The 21,451-nt window shown below is 70.7% G+C and carries 17 protein-coding genes; 7 read left to right on the top strand and 10 right to left on the bottom strand.

The window, feature by feature from the left end:
• Nucleotides 1–59: 59 nt before the first annotated feature.
• The 8 genes from ACLLJJ_RS37515 to ACLLJJ_RS37480 all read right to left on the bottom strand — a co-directional run bounded on the left by ACLLJJ_RS37515 (nucleotide 60) and on the right by ACLLJJ_RS37480 (nucleotide 9,377).
• Entirely contained in the window at nucleotides 60–1,061 is a 1,002-nt protein-coding gene (locus ACLLJJ_RS37515; protein ID WP_434599171.1) for a sugar phosphate isomerase/epimerase family protein, read from the bottom strand.
• A 13-nt stretch (nucleotides 1,062–1,074) separates the two neighbouring features.
• Nucleotides 1,075–2,310, bottom strand: a complete 1,236-nt coding sequence (locus ACLLJJ_RS37510; protein WP_434599170.1) for a Gfo/Idh/MocA family protein — start codon at nucleotides 2,308–2,310, stop codon at nucleotides 1,075–1,077.
• Nucleotides 2,311–2,387: 77 nt separating this feature from the next.
• The gene (locus tag ACLLJJ_RS37505) at nucleotides 2,388–3,437 is read right to left on the bottom strand and encodes a substrate-binding domain-containing protein (protein WP_434599169.1); all 1,050 of its coding nucleotides are present in this window, start codon (nucleotides 3,435–3,437) and stop codon (nucleotides 2,388–2,390) included.
• Nucleotides 3,438–3,502: 65 nt separating this feature from the next.
• Nucleotides 3,503–4,558 carry an ABC transporter permease gene (locus ACLLJJ_RS37500; protein WP_434599167.1) on the bottom strand — a complete coding sequence of 352 codons (1,056 nt, stop codon included), beginning with the start codon at nucleotides 4,556–4,558 and terminating at the stop codon, nucleotides 3,503–3,505.
• Complete coding sequence (locus tag ACLLJJ_RS37495) at nucleotides 4,555–6,048, bottom strand: sugar ABC transporter ATP-binding protein (protein ID WP_434599166.1); 1,494 nt, start codon at nucleotides 6,046–6,048, stop codon at nucleotides 4,555–4,557. Before ACLLJJ_RS37495 ends, ACLLJJ_RS37500 begins: the two co-directional genes overlap by 4 nt.
• 209 nt (nucleotides 6,049–6,257) lie before the next feature.
• Nucleotides 6,258–7,439, bottom strand: coding sequence for an ROK family protein (locus ACLLJJ_RS37490; protein WP_434599165.1), 1,182 nt, complete (start codon nucleotides 7,437–7,439; stop codon nucleotides 6,258–6,260).
• Between the two features lie 165 nt (nucleotides 7,440–7,604).
• A complete protein-coding gene (locus tag ACLLJJ_RS37485; RefSeq protein ID WP_434599164.1) occupies nucleotides 7,605–8,279 on the bottom strand; it encodes a GntR family transcriptional regulator in 675 nt (224 codons plus the stop codon).
• A gap of 150 nt (nucleotides 8,280–8,429) precedes the next feature.
• The gene (locus ACLLJJ_RS37480; RefSeq protein ID WP_434599162.1) at nucleotides 8,430–9,377 is read right to left on the bottom strand and encodes a beta-ketoacyl-ACP synthase III; all 948 of its coding nucleotides are present in this window, start codon (nucleotides 9,375–9,377) and stop codon (nucleotides 8,430–8,432) included.
• Between the two features lie 72 nt (nucleotides 9,378–9,449).
• Here ACLLJJ_RS37480 and ACLLJJ_RS37475 point away from each other — a divergent pair, with 72 nt between their 5' ends.
• The 5 genes from ACLLJJ_RS37475 to fdhD are packed head-to-tail and all read left to right on the top strand — an operon-like array spanning nucleotide 9,450 to nucleotide 16,147.
• Nucleotides 9,450–10,598 carry a 2-dehydropantoate 2-reductase gene (locus ACLLJJ_RS37475; RefSeq protein WP_434599161.1) on the top strand — a complete coding sequence of 383 codons (1,149 nt, stop codon included), beginning with the start codon at nucleotides 9,450–9,452 and terminating at the stop codon, nucleotides 10,596–10,598.
• Nucleotides 10,595–12,526, top strand: coding sequence for a molybdopterin oxidoreductase family protein (locus ACLLJJ_RS37470; protein WP_434599160.1), 1,932 nt, complete (start codon nucleotides 10,595–10,597; stop codon nucleotides 12,524–12,526). Before ACLLJJ_RS37475 ends, ACLLJJ_RS37470 begins: the two co-directional genes overlap by 4 nt.
• Nucleotides 12,517–14,400, top strand: coding sequence for an NAD(P)H-dependent oxidoreductase subunit E (locus ACLLJJ_RS37465; RefSeq protein ID WP_434599159.1), 1,884 nt, complete (start codon nucleotides 12,517–12,519; stop codon nucleotides 14,398–14,400). Before ACLLJJ_RS37470 ends, ACLLJJ_RS37465 begins: the two co-directional genes overlap by 10 nt.
• A complete protein-coding gene (locus ACLLJJ_RS37460; RefSeq protein WP_434599157.1) occupies nucleotides 14,397–15,254 on the top strand; it encodes a 2Fe-2S iron-sulfur cluster-binding protein in 858 nt (285 codons plus the stop codon). The genes ACLLJJ_RS37465 and ACLLJJ_RS37460 overlap by 4 nt, the downstream gene beginning before the upstream one ends.
• Before the next feature lie 53 nt (nucleotides 15,255–15,307).
• Entirely contained in the window at nucleotides 15,308–16,147 is an 840-nt protein-coding gene (fdhD, locus tag ACLLJJ_RS37455; RefSeq protein WP_434600629.1) for a formate dehydrogenase accessory sulfurtransferase FdhD, read from the top strand.
• Nucleotides 16,148–16,416: 269 nt separating this feature from the next.
• Here fdhD and ACLLJJ_RS37450 read toward each other — a convergent pair whose 3' ends face one another.
• Together ACLLJJ_RS37450 and ACLLJJ_RS37445 are read right to left on the bottom strand one after the other, a co-directional pair.
• Nucleotides 16,417–16,833: a (2Fe-2S) ferredoxin domain-containing protein gene (locus ACLLJJ_RS37450; protein WP_434599156.1), complete on the bottom strand. Its 417-nt coding sequence runs from the start codon at nucleotides 16,831–16,833 to the stop codon at nucleotides 16,417–16,419.
• A gap of 96 nt (nucleotides 16,834–16,929) precedes the next feature.
• Nucleotides 16,930–17,967, bottom strand: coding sequence for a bile acid:sodium symporter family protein (locus ACLLJJ_RS37445; RefSeq protein ID WP_434599155.1), 1,038 nt, complete (start codon nucleotides 17,965–17,967; stop codon nucleotides 16,930–16,932).
• Nucleotides 17,968–18,172: 205 nt separating this feature from the next.
• Here ACLLJJ_RS37445 and ACLLJJ_RS37440 point away from each other — a divergent pair, with 205 nt between their 5' ends.
• Both ACLLJJ_RS37440 and ACLLJJ_RS37435 read left to right on the top strand, forming a co-directional pair.
• Complete coding sequence (locus ACLLJJ_RS37440) at nucleotides 18,173–19,048, top strand: LysR substrate-binding domain-containing protein (RefSeq protein ID WP_434599154.1); 876 nt, start codon at nucleotides 18,173–18,175, stop codon at nucleotides 19,046–19,048.
• A 343-nt stretch (nucleotides 19,049–19,391) separates the two neighbouring features.
• Complete coding sequence (locus ACLLJJ_RS37435) at nucleotides 19,392–21,191, top strand: AMP-dependent synthetase/ligase (protein WP_434599152.1); 1,800 nt, start codon at nucleotides 19,392–19,394, stop codon at nucleotides 21,189–21,191.
• Nucleotides 21,192–21,451: the final 260 nt, after the last annotated feature.

The following is a 21,451-nucleotide window of genomic DNA, read 5'->3' as shown; positions in this document are numbered from 1 at the left end:
TCGTAAAAGGGCCGTACCGGACACCTTCGGTGCGCTACGGCAATCTCAGCGCGGAGGCCTCAATCGCTGCTGAACGCGGCGTCGAACGAACTGAACGGTGGGTCGAAACTGAACCGCTTCAGGTGCGAAAGCGCTTCCGGTGCACCCTGCAACCGGTCCATGCCGGCGTCCTCCCACTCAACGGAAACCGGCCCCTCGTAGTTAATGGAGTTCAGCATCCGGAACACGTCCTCCCACGGAACGTCGCCGTGCCCGGCCGACACGAAGTCCCAGCCGCGCCGCGGGTCGCCCCAGGGCAGATGGGACCCGAGCCGCCCATTGCGCCCGTCGAGACGCTTGCGTGATTCCTTGCAGTCCACGTGGAAGATGCGGTCCCGGAAGTCGTAGAGAAAACCGACCGGGTCCAGGTCCTGCCAGACGAAGTGGCTGGGATCGAAGTTCAGCCCGAAGGCGGGCCGGTGGCCGACCGCCTCCAGTGCGCGCTGCGTGGTCCAGTAGTCGTACGCGATCTCACTGGGGTGCACCTCGTGGGCGAATCGCACCCCCTCGGCGTCGAAGACGTCGAGGATCGGGTTCCAGCGCTCCGCGAAGTCCTCGTAGCCGCGCTCGATCATGTGCGGCGGGACCGGCGGGAACATCGCCACCAGGTGCCAGATCGACGAGCCGGTGAACCCGATGACGGTCCGCACCCCGAAGGCAGCCGCCGCGCGGGCGGTGTCCTTCATCTCCTCGGCCGCACGCTGCCGTACGCCCTCGGGCTCACCGTCGCCCCAGATCCGGGCGGGCAGGATGGCCTGGTGCCGCTCGTCGATCGGGTTGTCGCAGACGGCCTGGCCCACCAGGTGGTTGGAGATGGCGAAGCACTTCAGGCCGTACTTGTCGAGCAGTTGGTGGCGGGAGTCGAGATAGCCGGGGTCACTGTTGGCCTTGTCGACCTCGAAGTGGTCGCCCCAGCAGGCGAGTTCGAGACCGTCGTAGCCGAAGTCGCGGGCGAGCCGGCAGACCTCCTCCAGCGGCAGATCGGCCCACTGACCGGTGAAGAGGGTGAAGGGACGTGCCATACCTGACGACCTCCTACGGGTGTACGGGGAGTACGGGCAGTACGGGTGTGAACACGGCGTTCTTCTCGGCGCTCTCCTCCACCGCCGCCAGCACCCGCTGCACCTGGAGCCCGTCCGCGAAGGACGGCGACGGGTCGGTGCCGTGGGCGATGGCGTGGATCAGGTCGCGCGCCTGGTGCACGAAGGTGTGCTCGTAGCCCAGGGTGTGGCCGGGCGGCCACCACGCCTCCAGATACGGGTGCTCGGGCTCGGTCACCAGGATCCGGCGGAACCCGGCGGTGGCCGCGGGCTCGGTGTGGTCGTGGAACGACAGCTCGTTGAGGCGCTCCAGGTTGAAGGCCAACGAGCCGCGCTCGCCGTTGAGTTCAATGCTGAGCGCGTTCTTACGACCGGCCGCGGTCCGGGTCGCCTCGAAGGACGCGAGCGCCCCGGACACCAGCCTGCCGGTGAACAGCGTCGCGTCGTCGACGGTCACCTCACCACGCTCGGCCGCCCGCCCGGAGCCGGACAGCCCCGCGGAGGCAGCGGTGAGGAGCGGACGCGACCGTACGAACGTCTCGGTCAGCCCCGACACCCCGGCCAGCGGCTCTCCCGCCAGGTACTGCGCGAGGTCGACGATGTGCGCCCCGAGGTCACCGAGCGCCCCGGACCCGGCGTGCTCACGCTCCAGGCGCCAGGTGAGCGGGAAGTCCGGGTCGACGAGCCAGTCCTGGAGGTAGGTGACACGGACGTGCCGCAGCGCCCCCAGCCGGCCCTCCTCGATCAGGCGGCGGGCGTACGCGATGGCGGGCACCCGGCGGTAGTTGAACCCCACCATCGCCACCTGCCCACGTGCGCGGGCCCGTTCGGCCGCCGCCGCCATGGCCTCCGCCTCCGCGACGGAGTTGGCGAGGGGCTTCTCGCAGAGCACGTGCTTGCCCGCCTCCAGCGCCGCGACGGCGATCTCGGCGTGGCTGTCGCCCGGCGTGCAGATGTCGACGATCTGCACGTCGTCGCGGGCGATGAGCTCGCGCCAGTCCGTCTCCGCCGCGGCCCAGCCGTGCCGGTCGGCCGCGGCCCGCACCGCCTGCGGGTCACGGCCGCAGACGGCCGCCATGGCGGGCCGCACCGGCAGGTCGAAGACCCGGCCCGCGGTGCGCCACCCCTGCGAGTGGGCGGCGCCCATGAACGAGTATCCGACCATGCCGACGCCGAGCGTCGGCGGTGCGCCGGCCTCCTGCTCCGTCCGGGTCTCTGCACTGCGGGCCATAGATCCTCCTTGTCGGACTCGACCTCGTCGAGTGCTCGGTGGGGGGCTGGGTGTGGCGGTGCGAGGAAACGGCCCTGCTAGCTGAAGCCGGTGGGCATGTACTCGTCGACGTTGTCCTTGGTGACGACGGCCGAGTAGAGCGTCAGGGAGACCGGGATCTCGAACTCCGACAGGCCCCCGACGCCCTTGCCCTGGCCGAGTGCGCGCGCCAGGTCGATCGCGGAGGCGGCCATGGTGGGCGGGTAGAGGACGGTGGCCTTCAGCACGCCCTTGCCGGACTTGATCGCCTTGAAGGCGGACAGCGCGCCCGCGCCACCGACCATCAGGAACTCGTCGCGGCCGGCCTGCTCGATGGCCCGCAGCGCGCCGACTCCCTGGTCGTCGTCGTGGTTCCACAGCGCGTCGAAGCTCTTCTGCGCCTGGAGCAGCGAGGACATCTTCGACTGGCCGGACTCGACGGTGAAGTCGGCTGCCTGGCGGGCCACCATCTTGATGTTCGGGTAGTTCTTGAGGGCGTCCGCGAAGCCCTGGCTGCGCTGCTTGGTCAGTTCCAGGTTGTCCAGGCCGGCGAGCTCGACGACCTTGGCGTCGGCCTTGTTCTTGAGCTGCTCGCCGATGTAGTTACCGGCGCTGAGGCCCATGCCGTAGTTGTCGCCGCCGATCCAGCAGCGGTAGGCCTGCGGGGAGGAGAAGACGCGGTCGAGGTTGACCACCGGGATGCCGGCCCGCATCGCCTTCAGGCCGGCCTGCGTCATGGCCTTGCCGTCGGCGGGCAGGATGACCAGTACGTCGACCTTCTTGTTGATCAGGGTGTCGATCTGGCCTATCTGTGCCGCGGTGTCGTTGGAGCCCTCGGTGATGTCCAGCGTCACGTCCTTGTACTTCTTGGCGCGCTCGCGGGCGTTGACGTTGATGGCGTTGAGCCAGCCGTGGTCGGCCTGCGGTCCGGCGAAGCCGATGGTGACCTGCTTGCCGGGCTTGTCGTCGGAGACGGGCTGCTCGTTCGCCGCGGGCTTGTCCTTCTCGGCCGGCTCGTTGCTGGTGCAGGCGGTGAGGAGGGCGCCGGCGGAGACGGCCGCGGTGCCGAAGAGCAGTCCTCTGCGACTGGTCCGGGAGATTTCTGGCATGACAGTGACCCCTTTGTCTGTGTCGTCGGGCTTTTCTGAGCAGGCGGGTTCGTCCGAGTACGCAGCTAGTGCTCGGAGGATGCGGTGCGCCGCTGGACCAGGACCGCGGCGACGATGATCGCGCCCTTGGCGATCTGCTGCGTGGCGCTCTGCAGGTTGTTGAGAATGAAGATGTTGGTGATCGTGGTGAAGATGAGGACACCGAGCACCGAGCCGACGATGGTGCCCCGGCCGCCGCTGAGCAGGGTGCCGCCGATGATGGCGGCGGCGATGGCGTCGAGTTCGTAGAGATTGCCATTGGTGTTCTGACCGGAGCCCGACAGGACGATCAGCATGAAGGCAGCGATACCGCAGCACAGGCCGGAGAGCAGGTAGAGGTAGAGCCGCTGCCTGCGTACGTCGATGCCCGCGAGCCGGGTCGCCTCGGGGTTGCCGCCGACCGCGACCGTGCGACGGCCGAACGTGGTGCGGTTGAGCAGCAGCCAGCCGATGGCCGCGACCACCACGAAGATGATGGCGAGGGGCGGGACGCCCAGGATGTACGCGTCCCGGCCGCCGAGGTCGAGGACGGACGAGCAGCACTCGGGGTCCAGGGACTGCGTCCTGCCCTCGGTGATCTGCAGGGCGAGGCCGCGGCCGGCCGCGAGCATCGCCAGCGTCGCGATGAACGGCACCATGCCGCCGTACGCGATCAGCACGCCGTTGACCAGCCCACAGGCCAGACCGACGACCACCGCGGTGAACAGGATGCCGGCGAAACCGTACTGCTGGGTGGCCACCGTCGTGGCCCATACGGAGGCCAGCGCCACGATCGCGCCGACCGACAGGTCGATGCCACCGCTGGTGATGACGAACGTCATGCCCACGGTCACCACGCCGATGGTGGACGCCTGGATGAGGACCAGCTGGAGGTTGCTGGTGGCCAGGAACTCGTCCGGCTTGGTGATGCCGCCGATCAGGATGAGTACGGCGAGGACGCCGACCAGCGACAGGGTCCGGATGTCGGCGCGCAGCCCGAGTTTCAGTTTCGGGGGCCGTACCCCCTCCCGCTGTTTGCCGGGGGGACGCGCAGCCGTGGGCTCCGGCCCACTGTGCTGCGCCGGGGTTGAGGACTGCGTCATGGCGTCGGGCTCCCTTCCATCACAAGGTCGAGTACACGGTGCTCGTCCAACTCCTGGGCCGGCGCCCTGTGCACGACGCGCCCCTCCCTGAGCACGAGCACCCGGTCGGCGAGGCCCAGGACTTCCGGGACTTCGCTGGATACCAGCAGTACGGCGAGGCCTTCGTCGGCCAGCCGGCGGATCACGGCGTACAACTCGGCGCGCGCCCCGACATCGACGCCGCGGGTCGGTTCGTCGAGCAGCAGGACACGGCAGCCGCGCAGCAACCACCGGGCGAGTACGGCCTTTTGCTGGTTGCCCCCGGAGAGGGTGCGGACGCGGGCTTCGGGGTTGTCGGGGCGCAGGGAGAGCTCGCGGGTCGCCCTCTGGGCTGCGGCGCGTTCTTTGCCCCGGTCGAGCCAGCCGCCGCGCGAGAAGCGCGACAGGGTCGACACCGACACATTGCGGGTGACGGATTCGAGCATCAGCAGGGCCTGGGCCTTGCGCTCCTCCGGGGCCAGGCCGACCCCGGCCCGGACCGCGGCCCGGACGCTGCCGGTGCGCAGCGGGCTACCGTCGACGATCACCTGGCCGGTGGTCGCCTTGCGTGCGCCGTAGATGGTCTCCAGGATCTCGGAGCGCCCCGACCCCACCAGACCGGCGAGGCCGACGATCTCCCCGGCGCGGATCTCCAGGTTCAGCGGCGCGAACTCGCCCTCCCTGGACAGGCCTTCGACACGCAGTACGGGATCGCTCAGCGCGGCTGTGGCATCGGGGCGTTGGGGAAATACATGCTCGACGTCGCGCCCGGTCATCAGCGCCACGATCTCGCGGGTGGGGGTCTCCTCGGCCGGCAGCCCGACCGCGACGGTCCGGCCGTCCTTGATGACGGTCACCCGGTCACCGATGCGGCGGATCTCCTCCAGCCGGTGGGAGATGTAGACGACGGCGACCCCGTCCGCGGTGAGTGTCGCCACGACGCGGAAGAGGTTGTCGACCTCGTCGGGGTCGAGTGCGGCCGACGGCTCGTCCATCACGATCAGGCGTACGTCGTGGGAGAGCGCCCGCGCCATCGACACGATCTGCTGCTGGGCGGCGGAGAGCGACCCGACCAGGCCGGCCGCGTCGATCTCGGGGTGGCCGAGGCGCTTCAGCAGGGCGGTGGCCGAGGCTCTGGCGGCCCGGCCCTTCACGACGAAGCCGGCGACGGTGGGCTCGTGTCCGAGGAAGATGTTCTCGGCCACCGACAGCCCCTCCACCAGGTCGAGTTCCTGGTAGATGGTGGCGATGCCCAGTCGCATGGCGGCGATCGGTGACTTGAGGGTCACCACCTTGTCCTGCCAGGTGATTTCGCCGTCGTCGGGCTGGTGGACCCCGGCGAGCACCTTGATGAGGGTGGACTTGCCGGCGCCGTTCTGGCCGAGCAGGCAGTGGACTTCGCCCGCCCTGACCATCAGGTCGACGCCGTCGAGTGCGCGCACTCCCGGGAACGACTTGGTGATGGCGGACATCGTGAGAAGTGACGGTGGTGAAGGTGGAGCTGCTTGCGTCGGTGCCATGACGGTTCCCCTCGGCGGGTGCGGCCGGGCGGTGCCGGCCGCACCCCGTCGCTTGTCTGCGACGGGCAGGTGGGGCCGGCTGTGGGCGGGCAGGGCAAAGCAGGGTGCGGTGGAGCCGGGCGGTGCGCGCCTTACGGCGTTACGTCGTCGGCCTGTTGGGGTCAGGCCGGCGAGAACAGGTGGTCGCTGATGAGTCGGGCCGCGCCGATCGCTCCGGCGGCGGGCCCCAACTCACCCAGGACGATGGGCAGATTGCCGGTCGCGAGCGGAAGCGACCGGCGGTAGACCTGGGTTCGGACGCTGGCCAGGAGCGTGTGGCCGAGGCCGGTCACTCCCCCGCCGATCACCACGAGCCCGGGGTTGAAGAAGCTGACGAGTCCGGCGATGACCTGGCCGACGCGGTTGCCGCCTTCCCGGATGAGGTCGAGGGAGGTGGCGTCGCCGGCCGCCGCGGCGGCGGCGACGTCGGCGGCCGTGAGGCGGCCGGACGCGTCGAGTCGGGCGGCCAGTTCGAAGGAGCGGCCCGCGTGGGCCGCTTCCTCGGCGTCGCGGGCGAGCGCCGCTCCGCTGAAGTGGGCTTCCAGGCAGCCCCGGTTGCCGCAGGCGCAGGCCCGGCCGTCCGGTTCGACCTGGATGTGGCCGATGTCGCCGGCGCTGCCCGTCGTGCCGCGGTAGACCTCGCCGCCGACGACGATGCCGCAGCCGATACCGGTGCCGATCTTGATGCAGAGGAAGTCGGCCACGGAGCGGGCGACGCCCGCGTGCTGCTCCCCCATGGCCATCAGGTTCACATCGTTGTCGACCATGACGGGGCAGCCCAGGTCCTGGCTGAGTGCCTCGCGTACGGGGAAGCCGTCCCAGCCCGGCATGATCGGGGGTGCGACCGGTACGCCCTCGGGGAAGCGGACCGGGCCGGGCACCCCGATGCCTGCCCCGTCGAAGCCTTCCGCGAGGCCGGAGGCCTTGAGCTTGGCCGCCATCGCGAGCACCTGCTCGAATACGGCGACCGGGCCCTCGCGTACGTCCATGGGGTGGTTGAGGTGGCCGAGCACTTCCAACTCGGCGTTGGTGACGGCGACATCGATGGAGGTGGCCCCGATGTCGACGCCCAGGAAGCGCAGGGCGGGGGCGAGTCTGATGTTGTGCGACCGGCGTCCGCCGCGTGAGGCGGCGAGACCGTCGGCCACCACCAGTCCCGTCTCCAGCAGCCGGTCGACCTCGACGGCCAGTTTCGAGCGCGAGAGATCGACCTGATCGCCCAGCTGCGCACGGGAGTTGGGGCCGCCGTCACGCAGGAGGCGGAGCAGGCGCGCCTGATGCGCGTTCGCGGGTCGTGCCGTCATGCGCCTCACGTGCCCCTCCCTGCCTCATCGGCTGTTCTCCGTGGTGCTTTGGAGGGGAACGTAGCAGCGGCTGCCGGGAGTGGGAAGAAGTTGCGCAGGAATCTGCCCCACCTTTCTCCACACCCAGGACAAAGCCGGGTTCCGGAGGGCCTCAGAGGGTCGCTTTCACGCCTCGCGCTCGTGGTAGGTGGTGCGGGTGTGCTCGGTGTGGGCGCGCATGACCTCGGTGGCGCGCTGCTCGTCACGGGCAGAGATCGCGGCGATCAGCTCGCGGTGCTCGATCCAGGACTGCTTGCCACGCTGGCGGGCCACGGGCGTGTAGTACCAACGGACCCGGCGGTCCACCCGGCCGGCCAGCTCGGCGAGGACAAGATTGCCCGCCAACTCCATGATTTTGGCGTGGAACTGGGCGTTGACGGCTACGGTCAGGTCCACGTCGTCGGCCGTGACGGCCTGCTCGCCCCGGGTGCACAGCTCTTCGAGGGCCGCGATCTGGGCGGATCCGGCGTTGGCGGCCGCCAGCCGGGCCGCCTCGGCCTCAAGGAGTGTGCGTACGGAGAGGAGCTGGTCGGCCTCTTCCTCGGTGGGCTCGTGCACGAACGCGCCCTGCGCGGGCCGCAGGTCGACCCATCCCTCGGTGTTGAGCCGCTGCAGCGCCTCGCGCACGGGCTGGCGGGACACCCCGAGGTGCCCGGCGAGCTCACTCTCCACCAGGTGCTGGCCGGGCCGCAGTGAACGGGTCGTGATGAGTTCGAGCAAGGCTTCGTAGACCCGCTCGCGCAGCGGCCCCGGCCTCTCCAGCTTGGGCACGGCTCCCTGCGGCAGTCCTGCGGACAACATCGCGGTCCCCCTCCTGTTGTCGGAGAAGCCAATCAGAGATTGGCTATCGTCTACAGTCTACCGAGCGCAATCGAAGCCATGCGGAGATCCTCGTCACGCTCGCGCCGCGATGCGGGGGCGAAGCTGTTCAGTTGTCGCTCGGGACGCTCCTCACGGGCAGCTGATGACCTGGCCCGCGTACGACAGGTTCCCGCCGAAGCCGAACAGCAGGACCGGGGCGCCGGAGACGATCTCGCCGCGCTCCACCAGCTTGGACAGCGCGATCGGGATGCTCGCGGCGGAGGTGTTGCCGGACTCCACGACATCGCGGGCGATGACCGCGTTGATCGCGCCGATCTTCTGCGCGACGGGCTCGATGATCCGCAGGTTCGCCTGGTGCAGGACCACCGCGGCCAGCTCCTCGGGCGTGACACCGGCCCGCTCGCACACCTTGCGCGCGATGGGCGGCAGCTGGGTGGTGGCCCAGCGGTAGACGGACTGGCCCTCCTGGGCGAAGCGCGGGGGCGTGCCCTCGATCCGTACGGCGTGCCCGAGCTCCGGCACCGAACCCCACAGCACCGGGCCGATCCCGGGCTTCTCGTCGTCGGCGCAGGCCTCGACGACCGCCGCGCCGGCGCCGTCGCCGACCAGGACACAGGTGGTGCGGTCGGTCCAGTCGGCGATCTCGGCCATCTTGTCCGCGCCGATCACCAGGGCTCTGGTGGCCGCTCCGGCCCGTACCGCGTGGTCGGCGGTGGCGAGTGCGTGGGTGAAGCCCGAGCAGACGACGTTGAGGTCCATCGTGGCCGGCGAGCCCATCCCGAGGCGGGCGGCGACGCGCGCCGCCATGTTCGGCGACCGGTTGATCGCGGTGGACGTGGCGACCAGCACGAGATCGATGTCGGCCGGCGCCAGTCCCGCCGAGGCGAGCGCCTTGGCGGCGGCGTGCGCGGCCAGCTCGTCGACGGGTTCCTCGGGCCCCGCCACATGGCGGGTCTTGATCCCGACCCGGCTGGTGATCCACGCGTCGCTGGTGTCGACCAGCTCCGCGAGGTCCTCGTTGGTGAGCACCTTGGCAGGCTGGTAGTGCCCGAGCGCGACGACACGTGAGCCGGTCATGACGGATCCACCCCTCTTTGCGGACAGTCGGAGCAACCCACTCTTCTTTGTGACTCACCGGTACGAGGGTGCGTGAATCAACAGGATTCGCCGTCAACTCTTTGGAGCTTCCTGCTGACTGCGTCCTTTGCCACATCCCTTGACCACTCCGGAACGGATACTGTAGACAATATTCTGTCGACGCCATTCGCTCCTCCGCTCCCCCTTTCTCGGTCGACCAACCGATCGGAGAGCCCCGTGAAAGTCGCAGTTGTCGGCGCCGGAGCCATCGGCGCGTATGTCGGGGCCGCGCTCCACCGCGCGGGCGCCGAGGTCCATCTGATCGCCCGAGGTCCGCACCTGTCGGCCATGCGCCGCGACGGTGTGCGGGTGCTCAGCCCTCGCGGCGACTTCACCGCGCGGCCCGCCGCGACCGACGACCCGGCCGAGGTCGGGCCCGTCGATTACGTTTTCCTCGGCCTCAAGGCCAACTCGTACGCCGCGTCGGGTCCGCTGGTGCATCCGCTGCTGCACGACCGCACCGCGGTGATCGCCGCCCAGAACGGCATCCCCTGGTGGTACTTCCACCGCCTGGCGGGCCCGTACGTGGGCCGCCGCATCGAGAGTGTCGACCCGGCGGGCGCGGTCAGCGCGACGCTGCCGCCCACCCGGGCCGTCGGCTGCGTCGTCTTCGCCGCCACCGAGCTCGAAGCGCCGGGTGTCGTACGGCACTTGGAAGGCACCCGCTTCTCCATCGGAGAGCCGGACCGGACTGTTTCGCGGCGCTGTCTCGATTTCAGCGAGGCCATGGTGGCGGGCGGGCTCAAGTGTCCCGTCGAGCCCGATCTGCGCAACGACATCTGGATCAAACTGCTCGGCAACATCTCCTTCAACCCCATCAGCGCGCTGGCCAGAGCCACCATGGGCGAGATCTGCCGCCATCCGGACACCCGCGCGCTCGTCGACACGATGATGCACGAAACGCTGGAGGTCGCGGCCGCCGTCGGCTGCCGCCCGGAGATCTCCGTGGAGCGGCGCATCGCCGGCGCCGAGCGTGTCGGCGACCACAAGACCTCCACTCTCCAGGACCTGGAGAAGGGGAAACCACTCGAACTCAACGTGCTGCTCGCCGCGGTCGTCGAACTCGCCGGTCTGACCGGCACGACCGTCCCGACGCTGCGCGCCGTGCACGCGCTGGCCGATCTGCTCGCCAAGACCTCCTCAGCTGGGAGCGCTCCGTGAAGAAGAAGGACAGGCAGACCAAGCAGTACCCGCGCCTCACGCACCCGCTGGTACGGGACTCCAACGGGACCTTGCGCAGGGCCGGTTGGGACGAGGCCCTGCGCCGGGCAGCGGACGGCTTCCGGCGCGCCCAGGACACGTACGGCGTCGACTCCTTCGCCATGCTGTCCTGCGCCCGCGCGACCAACGAGATGAACTACGTCGCACAGAAGTTCACCCGCGTGGTGATGGGCACCAACAACGTCGACTCCTGCAACCGGACCTGCCACGCGCCGAGCGTGGCGGGCCTCACGGCCGCCTTCGGGTCGGGCGGCGGCACCTCCTCCTACGAGGAGGTCGAGCACACCGACATGATCCTGATGTGGGGCTCCAACGCCCGCTTCGCCCACCCGATCTTCTTCCACCATGTGCTGAAGGGGATCCACAACGGCGCACGGATGTACGCCGTCGATCCGCGTCGCACCTCGACCGCCGAGTGGGCGGAGGGCTGGCTCGGTCTGAACGTCGGCACCGACATCCCGCTGGCGCACGCCATCGGCCGCGAGATCATCCACGCGGGCCTGGTCAACCGGGCGTTCGTGGAGCGGGCCACCAGCGGTTTCGAGGAGTACACGGCCCTGGTCGAGCCGTGGAACCTGTCGGCCGCCGAGCAGGTCACCGGCGTACCCGCGGACGCGATCCGCGAGCTGGCGCACGCCTACGCGAGCGCCGAGCGCGCGCAGTTGTGCTGGACGCTGGGCATCACCGAGCACCACAACGGCACCGACAACGTCCGTGCGCTCATCAACCTCTCGCTCCTCACCGGCCATGTCGGGCGATACGGCGCCGGGGTGCAGCCACTGCGCGGGCAGAACAACGTGCAGGGCGGCGGCGACATGGGCGCCATCCCGAACCGGCTGCCGGGCTTCCAGGACATCCTCGACCCCGTCGCGCGGGGCAAGTTCGAGCGGACCTGGGACACCGTCATCCAGCCGCGTTACGGCATGACACTCACGGAGATGTTCGAGGCGATGGAGAGCCGCGAGCTGCGCGCCGTGTACTGCATCGGAGAGAACCCGGCCCAGTCCGAGGCGGACAGCGAGCAGGCCGTCCGCCGACTCGCCTCGCTGGACCACCTGGTGGTCCAGGACATCTTCCTCACCAAGACCGCCGAGATGGCGGACGTGGTGCTCCCGGCGACGGCCGCCTGGGCGGAGACGGAGGGCACGACGACCAACAGTGAGCGTCGCGTCCAGCGGGTGCGGGCCGCGCTGCTGCCGCCGGGCGAGGCCCGCGAGGACATCGACATCATCTGCGCGATGGCCGAACAGCTGGGCCACCATTGGAAGTTCGAGGACTCCGAGGCCGTCTGGAACGAACTGCGGGCGCTGTCGCCCGACCACTACGGGATGACGTACGACCGGCTGGAGGAGCAGCAGGGCCTGCAATGGCCGTGCCCCGATCCGGGCGTCCTCCCGTCGACCTTCCTGCACGCGCGGCTGTGGGAGCCGGACCCGGCGACGCGCGGCACGGCCGCCGCCTTCGGTCTCGTCGAGCACGACCCGCCGGTCGACCTGACCGACGACGAGTACCCGCTGCGGCTGACCACCGGCCGACGGCTCGACTCGTACAACACCGGTGTGCAGAGCGGGAGTTTCGCCTCCCCGCTGCGACGCGGCGAGTACATCGAGCTGTGCCCCGAGGACGCTCTCGCCTACGGGGTGGAGGTCGGTGAGGAGGTACGGGTCTCCTCGCGGCGGGGCAGTGTCACGGCGCCGGTGTGGGTCGACCCCGCCCTGCGCCCGGGTCTCGCCTTCATGACCATGCACTTTCCCGACGAGGTCGACACCAACCAGCTGACGATCGAGGCGAACTGCCCCATTGCCGGCACGGCCGAGTTCAAGGCCTCCGCGATACGGATCGAGAAGCTGGTGCACTCATGGATCTGAGGTACACCGACGCCAAGGCGACCGAGGACGAACGTGCGGCGGTGGAGGACCTGTTGGGGCCGCCCGAGTCGGGCTGGGTGGGCGGTACCGAACGGACCGAACAGGATCTGCGCTGGGCGCGCGGCGGGGCGGCCCAGCGAAGCCGGCGCGACCTGCTGCTGCCCGCCCTGCACGCCGTCAACGACCGGGTCGGCTGGCTCAGCGAGGGCGCGCTCGACTACATCTGCAAGCGGCTGACCGTGCCGCCCGCCGAGGCGTACGGGGTGGCGACCTTCTACGCGATGTTCTCGGTGAAGCCACGCCCGGCCAAGGTCCTGCACGTCTGCACGGACCTGGCGTGCGCCGCACGCGGCTCGGCGGAGCTGTGCGCGGGCCTGGCGGAGCGGCTGGGCCCGGCGGGCGCGGCCTCGGGGGGCGTGCTCTGGCAGCCGAGCCCGTGCCTGGGGCTGTGCGAACGGGCCCCGGCGGCGCTGGTGTTGCGGGCGGGCGTGAGCCCCGGGGCCGATGTCCCGGCCGATGAGCCCGCCGCGGGCGCCCACCGGACGGCGGCCGTGATCGCCCCGGCCACTCCGGACGCCGTGGTGCTCGCCGCGACCATCCCGGAATCCGCCCCCGCCGAACCGTCGGCCACCACCGCCGTCCCTCAGGCGGGCGACCCCGGCCTGGTCCTGCTCCGCCGCATCGGCGTGGTCGACCCGGCCTCCCTCGACGACTACCGCGCGGCCGGCGGCTACACCGCCCTGCGCCGCGCCTTCGCCATCGGGCCCCGCCGGGTGATCCGCGAGGTCCTGGACGCCGGCCTGGTGGGGCGCGGCGGGGCCGCCTTCCCCACCGGCCGCAAGTGGGACGCCACCGCCCGCCAACCCGACCACCCGCACTACCTCGTCTGCAACGCCGACGAGAGCGAGCCCGGCACCTTCAAGGACCGGGTCCTGATGGAGGGCGACCCGTACGCGCTCATCGAGGCGATGACCATCGCCGGGTACGCGACCGGCGCCCACCGGGGTTACCTCTACCTGCGCGGGGAGTACCCGCGGGCGTACGACCGCCTGACACACGCCATCGCCCAGGCCACTGTGCGCGGCCTGCTGGGCCCGGACGTCCTCGGCCAGGGGTACGCGTTCGACATCGAGATCCGGCGCGGCGCGGGCGCGTACATCTGCGGCGAGGAGACCGCGATCTTCAACTCGATCGAGGGGCAGCGCGGGGAGCCGCGCTCCAAGCCGCCGTTCCCGGTGGAGAAGGGCCTGTTCGGCAAGCCGACCGCGGTCAACAACGTCGAGACGCTGGTCAATGTCCTGCCGATCCTCACCGAAGGCGCGGCTGCGTACGCGCGCACCGGCACCGAGGCGTCCACTGGAACCAAGCTCTTCTGTGTCTCGGGGCAGGTCGACCGTGCCGGGATCTACGAGCTGCCCTTCGGGGCGAACCTCCGTGACCTGCTCGACCTCGCGGGCCCGCCGCGCAAGCTGCGGGCCGTGCTGCTCGGCGGCGCCGCGGGCGGCTTCGTACGCCCCGACGAGCTGGACATCCCGCTCACCTTCGAAGGCACGCGCGCCGCGGGCGCCACCCTCGGCTCGGGTGTGGTCCTCGTCCTGGACGACACCGACGACCTGCCCCGAGTGCTGCTGCGCATCGCCGAGTTCTTCCGGGACGAGTCGTGCGGCCAGTGTGTGCCCTGCCGGGTCGGGACCGTACGGCAGGAGGAGGCGCTGCACCGGATCAAGGACCGTACGGGCGCGGCGGCGGCCGGTGACATCGCGCTGCTGCGCGAGGTGGGAGGCGCGATGCGGGACGCCTCGATCTGCGGTCTGGGGCAGACCGCGTGGAATGCCGTGGAGTCGGCCATCGACCGTCTGGGAGTGTACAAATGACCGCGATCGACCTTCAACTACCGCGCAGGCTTGTTGAGTTCACTCTCGACGAGACTCCGGTCAGGGTCCCGGAAGGCTCCACGATCCTGGATGCCTGCAAGGCGGCGGGCAAGGACATTCCGACCCTGTGCCACGGCGACACCCTCACCCCCAAGAACGCCTGCCGGCTGTGCGTCGTGGAGGTCGAAGGCGCCCGTGCGCTCGCCCCGGCCTGCTCACGGGTGGCCGAGCCGGGCATGGCGGTGCGTACGGACACCGAGCGCGCGCGGCACAGCCGGAAGATCGTGCTGGAGCTGCTCGCGTCGTCGACCGATCTGTCCACCACACCGCGCGCCGCCGACTGGATCAAGGAGTACGAGGCGAAACCGGACCGCTTCGGCCCGGACGCTGCCCGCGTCAACGAGCAACCGAAGATCGACAACGAACTCTATGTCCGCGATCTCGACAAGTGCATCCTCTGCTACAAGTGCGTGGACGCGTGCGGCGAGCAGTGGCAGAACACCTTCGCCATATCCGTCTCGGGCCGAGGCTTCGACGCCCGTATCTCCGTCGAGAACGACGGACCGCTCACCGAGTCGGCGTGTGTGTACTGCGGCAACTGCATCGAGGTGTGCCCCACGGGCGCGCTCAGCTTCAAGTCGGAGTTCGACATGCGCGCGGCGGGGACCTGGGACGAACCGGCACAGACCGCGACGACGACCGTGTGCGCCTACTGCGGCGTCGGCTGCAACCTCACCCTGCACGTGCAGGACAATGAGATCGTCAAGGTCACCTCGCCGCACGACAACCCGGTGACCCACGGCAATCTGTGCATCAAGGGCCGATTCGGCTACCAGCACGTACAGCAGCGCTGACACTCAGCGCTGATCGCGAAGCAGCCGATCGTGAAGAAGTGGGACGGATCACCATGGGACGGGTCACCGAGCGCCGCCGCGTCATCCGCGTCAGGGACGGGGTCGTCAGCACCCGCCCGGACACTCTGGTCGCCGAGGAGCCACTGGAGATCCGGCTGAACGGCAAGGCGCTGGCCATCACCATGCGCACGCCGGGTGACGACTTCGCCCTCGCCACCGGCTTCCTCGTCAGCGAGGGCGTGATCGGCGCGGCGTCGGACGTGCGGAGCGTCGTCTACTGCGCGGGCGCCACGGCCGACGGGGTGAACACGTACAACGTCGTCGACGTGCGGCTGGCGGACGGTGTCGAGGTCCCGGACATCACGCTGGAGCGCAACGTCTACACGACGTCGTCGTGCGGGCTGTGCGGCAAGGCGAGCCTGGACGCCGTGCGCACCACCACCCGCTTCCCGATCGCCGATACTCCCCCGGTCCGGGTCACGCCCGAGCTGCTCGCCGGCCTCCCCGACCGGTTGCGGGCGGCGCAGCGGGTGTTCGACAGGACCGGGGGTCTGCACGCGGCGGCGCTCTTCTCGGAGGCGGGTGAGCTGATCGACATCCGGGAGGACGTCAGCCGGCACAACGCGGTCGACAAGCTCGTCGGCCGCGCCCACCGCGACGGGCGCCTGCCGTTGTCGCGGGAGGTGCTTCTGGTGTCGGGGCGGGCGTCCTTCGAGCTCGCGCAGAAGGCGGTGATGGCGGGCATTCCGGTGCTCGCGGCGGTGTCCGCGCCGTCGTCGCTCGCCGTCGACCTGGCCGTGGAGACCGGTCTGACGCTGGTCGGCTTCCTGCGCGGGCCGAACATGAACGTGTACGCGGGTGACGCACGCATCGCCCTGCACTCCGGGGTCTGACGCGCCCCGCTGCACGGGAGGAGGGCCCGGCCGGTGGGGAGCGCCCCCTGCGTCGGCCGGGCCACTTCCGTATGCCGGGTCCGCTGGGTACGCGGGTCCCTGTCGCGGACCGCTGCGCCGGCAGGGGGCAGCAGGCCTTCAGCCTCACGGCAGCCATGGAGCTCGTCCGGCGTTCGAGGACCGGAGCCCAAGGCGGCCCCGGTTCGGGCACGGTCGGGGTCGGGCCGGGCAGCGAGCCCCCGCGATGCGGCCCCCACCCCACCTCTCCCTCAGCGTCGACGGCCTCCGCGGGCCGGAGAAGGAGCGGGCTCCGGGGCCGGGATCAGTTGGAGCGCCAGCGTTGCCGGAGGGGCGGCCAGACCGGGACCGCCGGCCGCTACCCAGGCCAGGATGTCGTCCGTGCAGTCGTCGTCCAGCGCCCAGCCGACCCACGCCGCCCGCCCACCCCGGCGCCGCCCCTCCGTGGAGGGCTGGACCACCACCACGTTCGCCTGCCCGCACGGGCCGAGGCACTCGCTCGTCCGCACCAGCAGCCGCCCCTCGGACGCGGCGGCGGCCTCCCGCAGCCGGCGGAGCTGGCCGTCGTGGTCGGTGCCGGGATGCTTGCCGGCGTCCCCGCAGCAGCAGCCCCTGCACACCGTGAGGGCGCAGGGGCGGGGGCCGAAGGCACGTATCGCTGAGGTCACTTGGCGATCTTGCCAGCCGGGGGCCGCGCCGAGGCGGGCGATCCGGACCACCGGGGCGAGGAATTCGTCACGTTTGGCGCGGCATCCACTCCCCGCCTACCGGCTGGCGCCGACCCGCCCCGCGACGGCCTCCGCGGACACGTCCTCGCCGTCCTCCGGCAGCACATCGCGCGAGCGCCTCTTGGCGATCACCGCGCACACCATCAACTGCATCTGGTGGAAGAGCATCAGCGGCAGCACCGCCAGGCTCGCCTCCGCCCCGAACAGCACACTCGCCATCGGAAGCCCCGCCGACAGGGACTTCTTCGACCCGGCGAACTGGATCGCGACCCGGTCCCCCCGCCCGAAGCCGAGCCGCTTCGCCCCGTACCAGGTCAGCGACAGCATCAGCGCGAGCAACACCGCCTCCACACCGAGCAGCGCCCCGAGCCGCCCCGGGCTCACCTGGTGCCAGACGCCGGCCGTCACGCCCTGGCTGAAGGCGGTGTAGACGACGAGCAGGATCGAACCGCGATCGATGTATCCGAGGACCTTCTTGTGGCGGGCCAGGAAACCCCCGATCCAGCGGCGCAGCAGTTGCCCGGCGACGAAGGGCACCAGCAGCTGGGCGACGATCTTGAGCAGCGATTCCCCGGAGAAGCCCGCCGTGCCGCCGCCGAGCAGCGCTGCCGCGAGCAGCGGGGTGAGGAAGATCCCGATGATGCTGGAGAAGGATCCCGCGCAGATCGCGGCCGGCACGTTGCCGCGCGCGACGGACGTGAAGGCGATCGAGGACTGGATCGTCGACGGCACCAGGCACAGGAAGAGGAGTCCGCTGTAGAGCGGAGGTGTGAGGACGCCGGGAACCAGGCCCCGGGCCGCGAGCCCGAGCAGCGGGAAGAGCGCGAACGTACAGGCCAGGATGGTCAGATGGAGCCGCCAGTGGCGCAGCCCGTCCGTCACCTCGCGGGTGGAGAGCCGCGCCCCGTAGAGGAAGAACAACACCGCGACCGCGCCGGTCGAGGCGCCGCCCGCGACCTCCGCCGCCGCGCCCGAGGCCGGCAGCAGAGCGGCCAGGACGACCGTGCCGACCAGCATCAGGATGTACGGGTCGATCGGCAGCCAGGACGGCGACTGCGGCGTGCGGCGGCTCATGTGCTCCACTTGCTCTGCTCGGAGGTCGGGACCGCGTCCCGGGGCGGGACCGTCGTGCTGGGCCTGGACCCTCGTTCTGCGCCGCGACCGTGTTCCGGGCCGGGGCCGCGTCCTCCCCATCGTGCGCCTGATCGACCCGATCGGGAATCCCGTATACGGAACTCACTGCCATCGCGTTGCGTGATAACCGCGATATCCTGCGTCCGTGTACGACCCGACGCAGCTGCGCACCTTCCTGGCGGTCACCCAGACCCTGAGCTTCACCCAGGCCGCCCGCCGCCTGGGTCTGCGCCAGTCCACGGTGAGCCAGCACGTCCGGCGGCTGGAGGAGGCGACCGGGCGCCGGCTCTTCACCCGGGACACCCATCGGGTGGAGCTCACCGAGGACGGCGAGGCCATGCTCGGCTTCGCCCGCACGATCCTGCGGGCCCACGAGCGGGCCACCGCGTTCTTCACCGGCACCCGGCTGCGCGGCCGGCTGCGTTTCGGCGCCTCGGAGGACTTCGTCCTGACCCGGCTGCCCGAGATCCTGAAGTCGTTCCGCCGCGATCACCCCGAGGTCGAGCTGGAGCTGACCGTCGAGCTGTCCGGCACCCTCCACCAGCAGCTGAAGGCGGGCCGCCTCGACCTGGTCCTCGCCAAGCGGCGCGCGGGCGACACCCACGGCGAGCTGGTCTGGCAGTCCACCCTCACCTGGATCGGCGCCCCGGGTCTGCGCCTGGATCCGGACCACCCGGTCCCGCTGATCGTCTTCCCGCCGCCCGGCATCACCCGGGCGCGCGCCCTCGATGTGCTGGAGGAGCACGGCCGTTCCTGGCGCATCGCCTGTACGAGCGGCAGCCTGAGCGGGCTGATCGCGGCGGCCCGCGCGGGCCTCGGCGTGATGGCCCACACCCGTGGCCTGATTCCGCCGGGCCTTACCCCGGTCCCGGCGAGGGCAGGCCTGCCGGACCTGGGCGGCGTGGACTTCGTACTGCTGCACGGCCGGCGCCCCGCGGCCCAGGAGGCGGCGGACGCTCTCGCCGCGGCGATCCTGGCGGGCGGCGACCAACTGCACGGCCCGGCCGCGAGCGGGACGTGACACCCGCGCGTCGCTGACCGGTGGCGAAATCCCCCCGACCGGTTACGCGTGCCACCGCGAATCCCCGGGAGAGTCGCGCCGGGCCCGCCGCCCGTACGTGAGCGGCGCGTACAGATTCCGTGGAGGTTTCCGCGCGCCATACTTACTCCGCAGTCAGGAGTGTGCCCGAGCCTTCCCCATTGTGGCCGCTTTTCCCCCTGCCTCCCCGCGCTGACCTGTGCCGATGCAGCGTTGGCCGGATTTCGCAACCCCCTGCCCCCGCCGGTCCCCTTGGGGTACCGTCACCGGCGCTGTGCGGAGCGCCACAAGGAGCAGGTCATTGCGCGAGTTCACCGTCCCACCCATGGCAGCGGCGCCTCAGGTCGGCGGACTTGCGGATGCCGTCTTCAATTACGCGGAGGAGGATCCGTACCACGTCATGCTCGGTCGCAAGGGCGACGACGGGCGCTGGCATGACGTGACCGCGGTCGCGTTCCGCGACGAGGTGATGGCGCTCGCCAAGGGGCTGATCGCACACGGCGTGCGGTTCGGCGACCGGGTCGCCATCATGTCGCGCACCCGCTACGAGTGGACGCTCTTCGACTTCGCGCTCTGGACGGTCGGCGCCCAGCCCGTGCCGGTCTATCCGACCGCCTCGGCCGAGCAGGTCTTCTGGACGCTGTACGACGCCGAGGTGTCGGCCTGCATGGTCGAGCACGAGGACCACGCGATGACCATCGGCTCGGTGATCGACCGGCTGCCGCTGCTCAAGCGGCTGTGGCAGTTGGACGCGGGCGCCGAGGCCGAGCTGCTGCTGGCGGGCGCGCACGTCGGCGACGACGTGGTGCACCGCCACCGGCGGGCCGTGACACCGGATTCGGTGGCCACCGTGATCTACACGTCGGGCACCACGGGCCGCCCCAAGGGCTGTGTGATCACGCACGCGAACTTCATGTTCGAGACGGACACCGCGATCGCCCGCTGGGAGCCGGTGTTCAACTCCGGGCCGAGCGAGGAGGCGTCCACCCTGCTCTTCCTGCCGCTCGCGCACGTCTTCGGCCGGATGATCGAGGTGGCGGCGATCAGGGGCCGGGTCAAGCTGGGCCATCAGCCCGCGCTGTCCGCGGACGTGCTGCTGCCCGATCTGGCGGCGTTCAGGCCGACGTTCCTGCTCGCCGTGCCGTACATCTTCGAGAAGGTCTACCAGGTGGCTCGGCGCAAGGCCGAGCGCGCGGGCAAGGAGGCGGCGTTCGACAAGGCCGTCGAGGTCGCGGTGCGGTACGCGGAGGCGCAGGAGCACCGCGCGTTCGGCACCGGCCCCGGGCCCTCCGCCTCGCTGCGCCTGCAGCACCAGTTCTTCGACAAGGCGGTGTACGGGAAGGTCCGGGACGCCATGGGCGGCCGGGTCCGGCACGCCATGTCCGGGGGGTCCGCGATGGAGCGGCGCCTCGGGCTGTTTTTCGCGGGCGCGGGGGTGACCGTCTACGAGGGCTACGGCCTGACGGAGACGACCGCCGCCGCCACCGCCAACCCGCCGGAGCGCACCCGTTACGGCACGGTCGGACTGCCGCTGCCCGGCACGACGGTGCACATCGCCGACGACGGGGAGATCTGGCTGCACGGCGGCCAGGTGTTCTCGGGGTATCTGGGCGACCCGAAGTCCACCGACGCGGTGCTGCACGACGGCTGGTTGGCCACCGGGGACATCGGCGTACTGGACGACGAGGGCTATCTGACGATCACCGGCCGGAAGAAGGAGATCCTGGTGACGTCGGGCGGCAAGAGCGTGTCGCCGGTCGGCCTGGAGGAGCGGGTGCGGGCGCATCCGCTGGTGGCCCAGTGCATCGTCGTCGGCAACGACCGGCCGTACATCGCGGCGCTCGTCACGCTGGACCTAGAGGCCGTCGACCACTGGCTGCACATGCAGAACAGGTCGCCCCTCGACCCCGCCGAGCTGGTGCGGGACGCCGATCTGGAGATGGAGGTCCGGCGTGCGGTGGTGGCCGCCAATACGGCGGTCTCGCAGCCCGAGTCGATCCGCACCTTCCGGATCCTGGCCCATCAGTTCAGCGAGGAACACGGGCTGCTGACGCCCTCGCTGAAGCTCAAGCGCAAGGCGATCGAGACGGCGTACACCGCGGAGGTCAACGCGCTCTACCGCTGACGGGTGCCCCCCGAAACATTTCTGACAGACCATCAATTGGCGCTGCGGCAGTTTTTGACGGCTCGTCAGGTCAGCCACAGAATGCGGGGCATCCCAAGGGAGGGGCCCCTGTGTCGCGACCGATCCGCACCATCGCCGCAGTGCTGCTGTTCGCCACCGCCTGCAATTCCGCGTCCACCGGTGCCTCCGACGGCGACTCGGGAAAGAGCGGCGCGGCCGTGCGCGGGGCCCCGGTACCCGCCGTTTTCGTTGGAAGTCAT

It is taken from the genome of Streptomyces sp. A5-4, from assembly GCF_051131715.1.
GTDB lineage: Bacteria > Actinomycetota > Actinomycetes > Streptomycetales > Streptomycetaceae > Streptomyces.
This window is presented reverse-complemented; position numbering and strand designations above follow the sequence as displayed.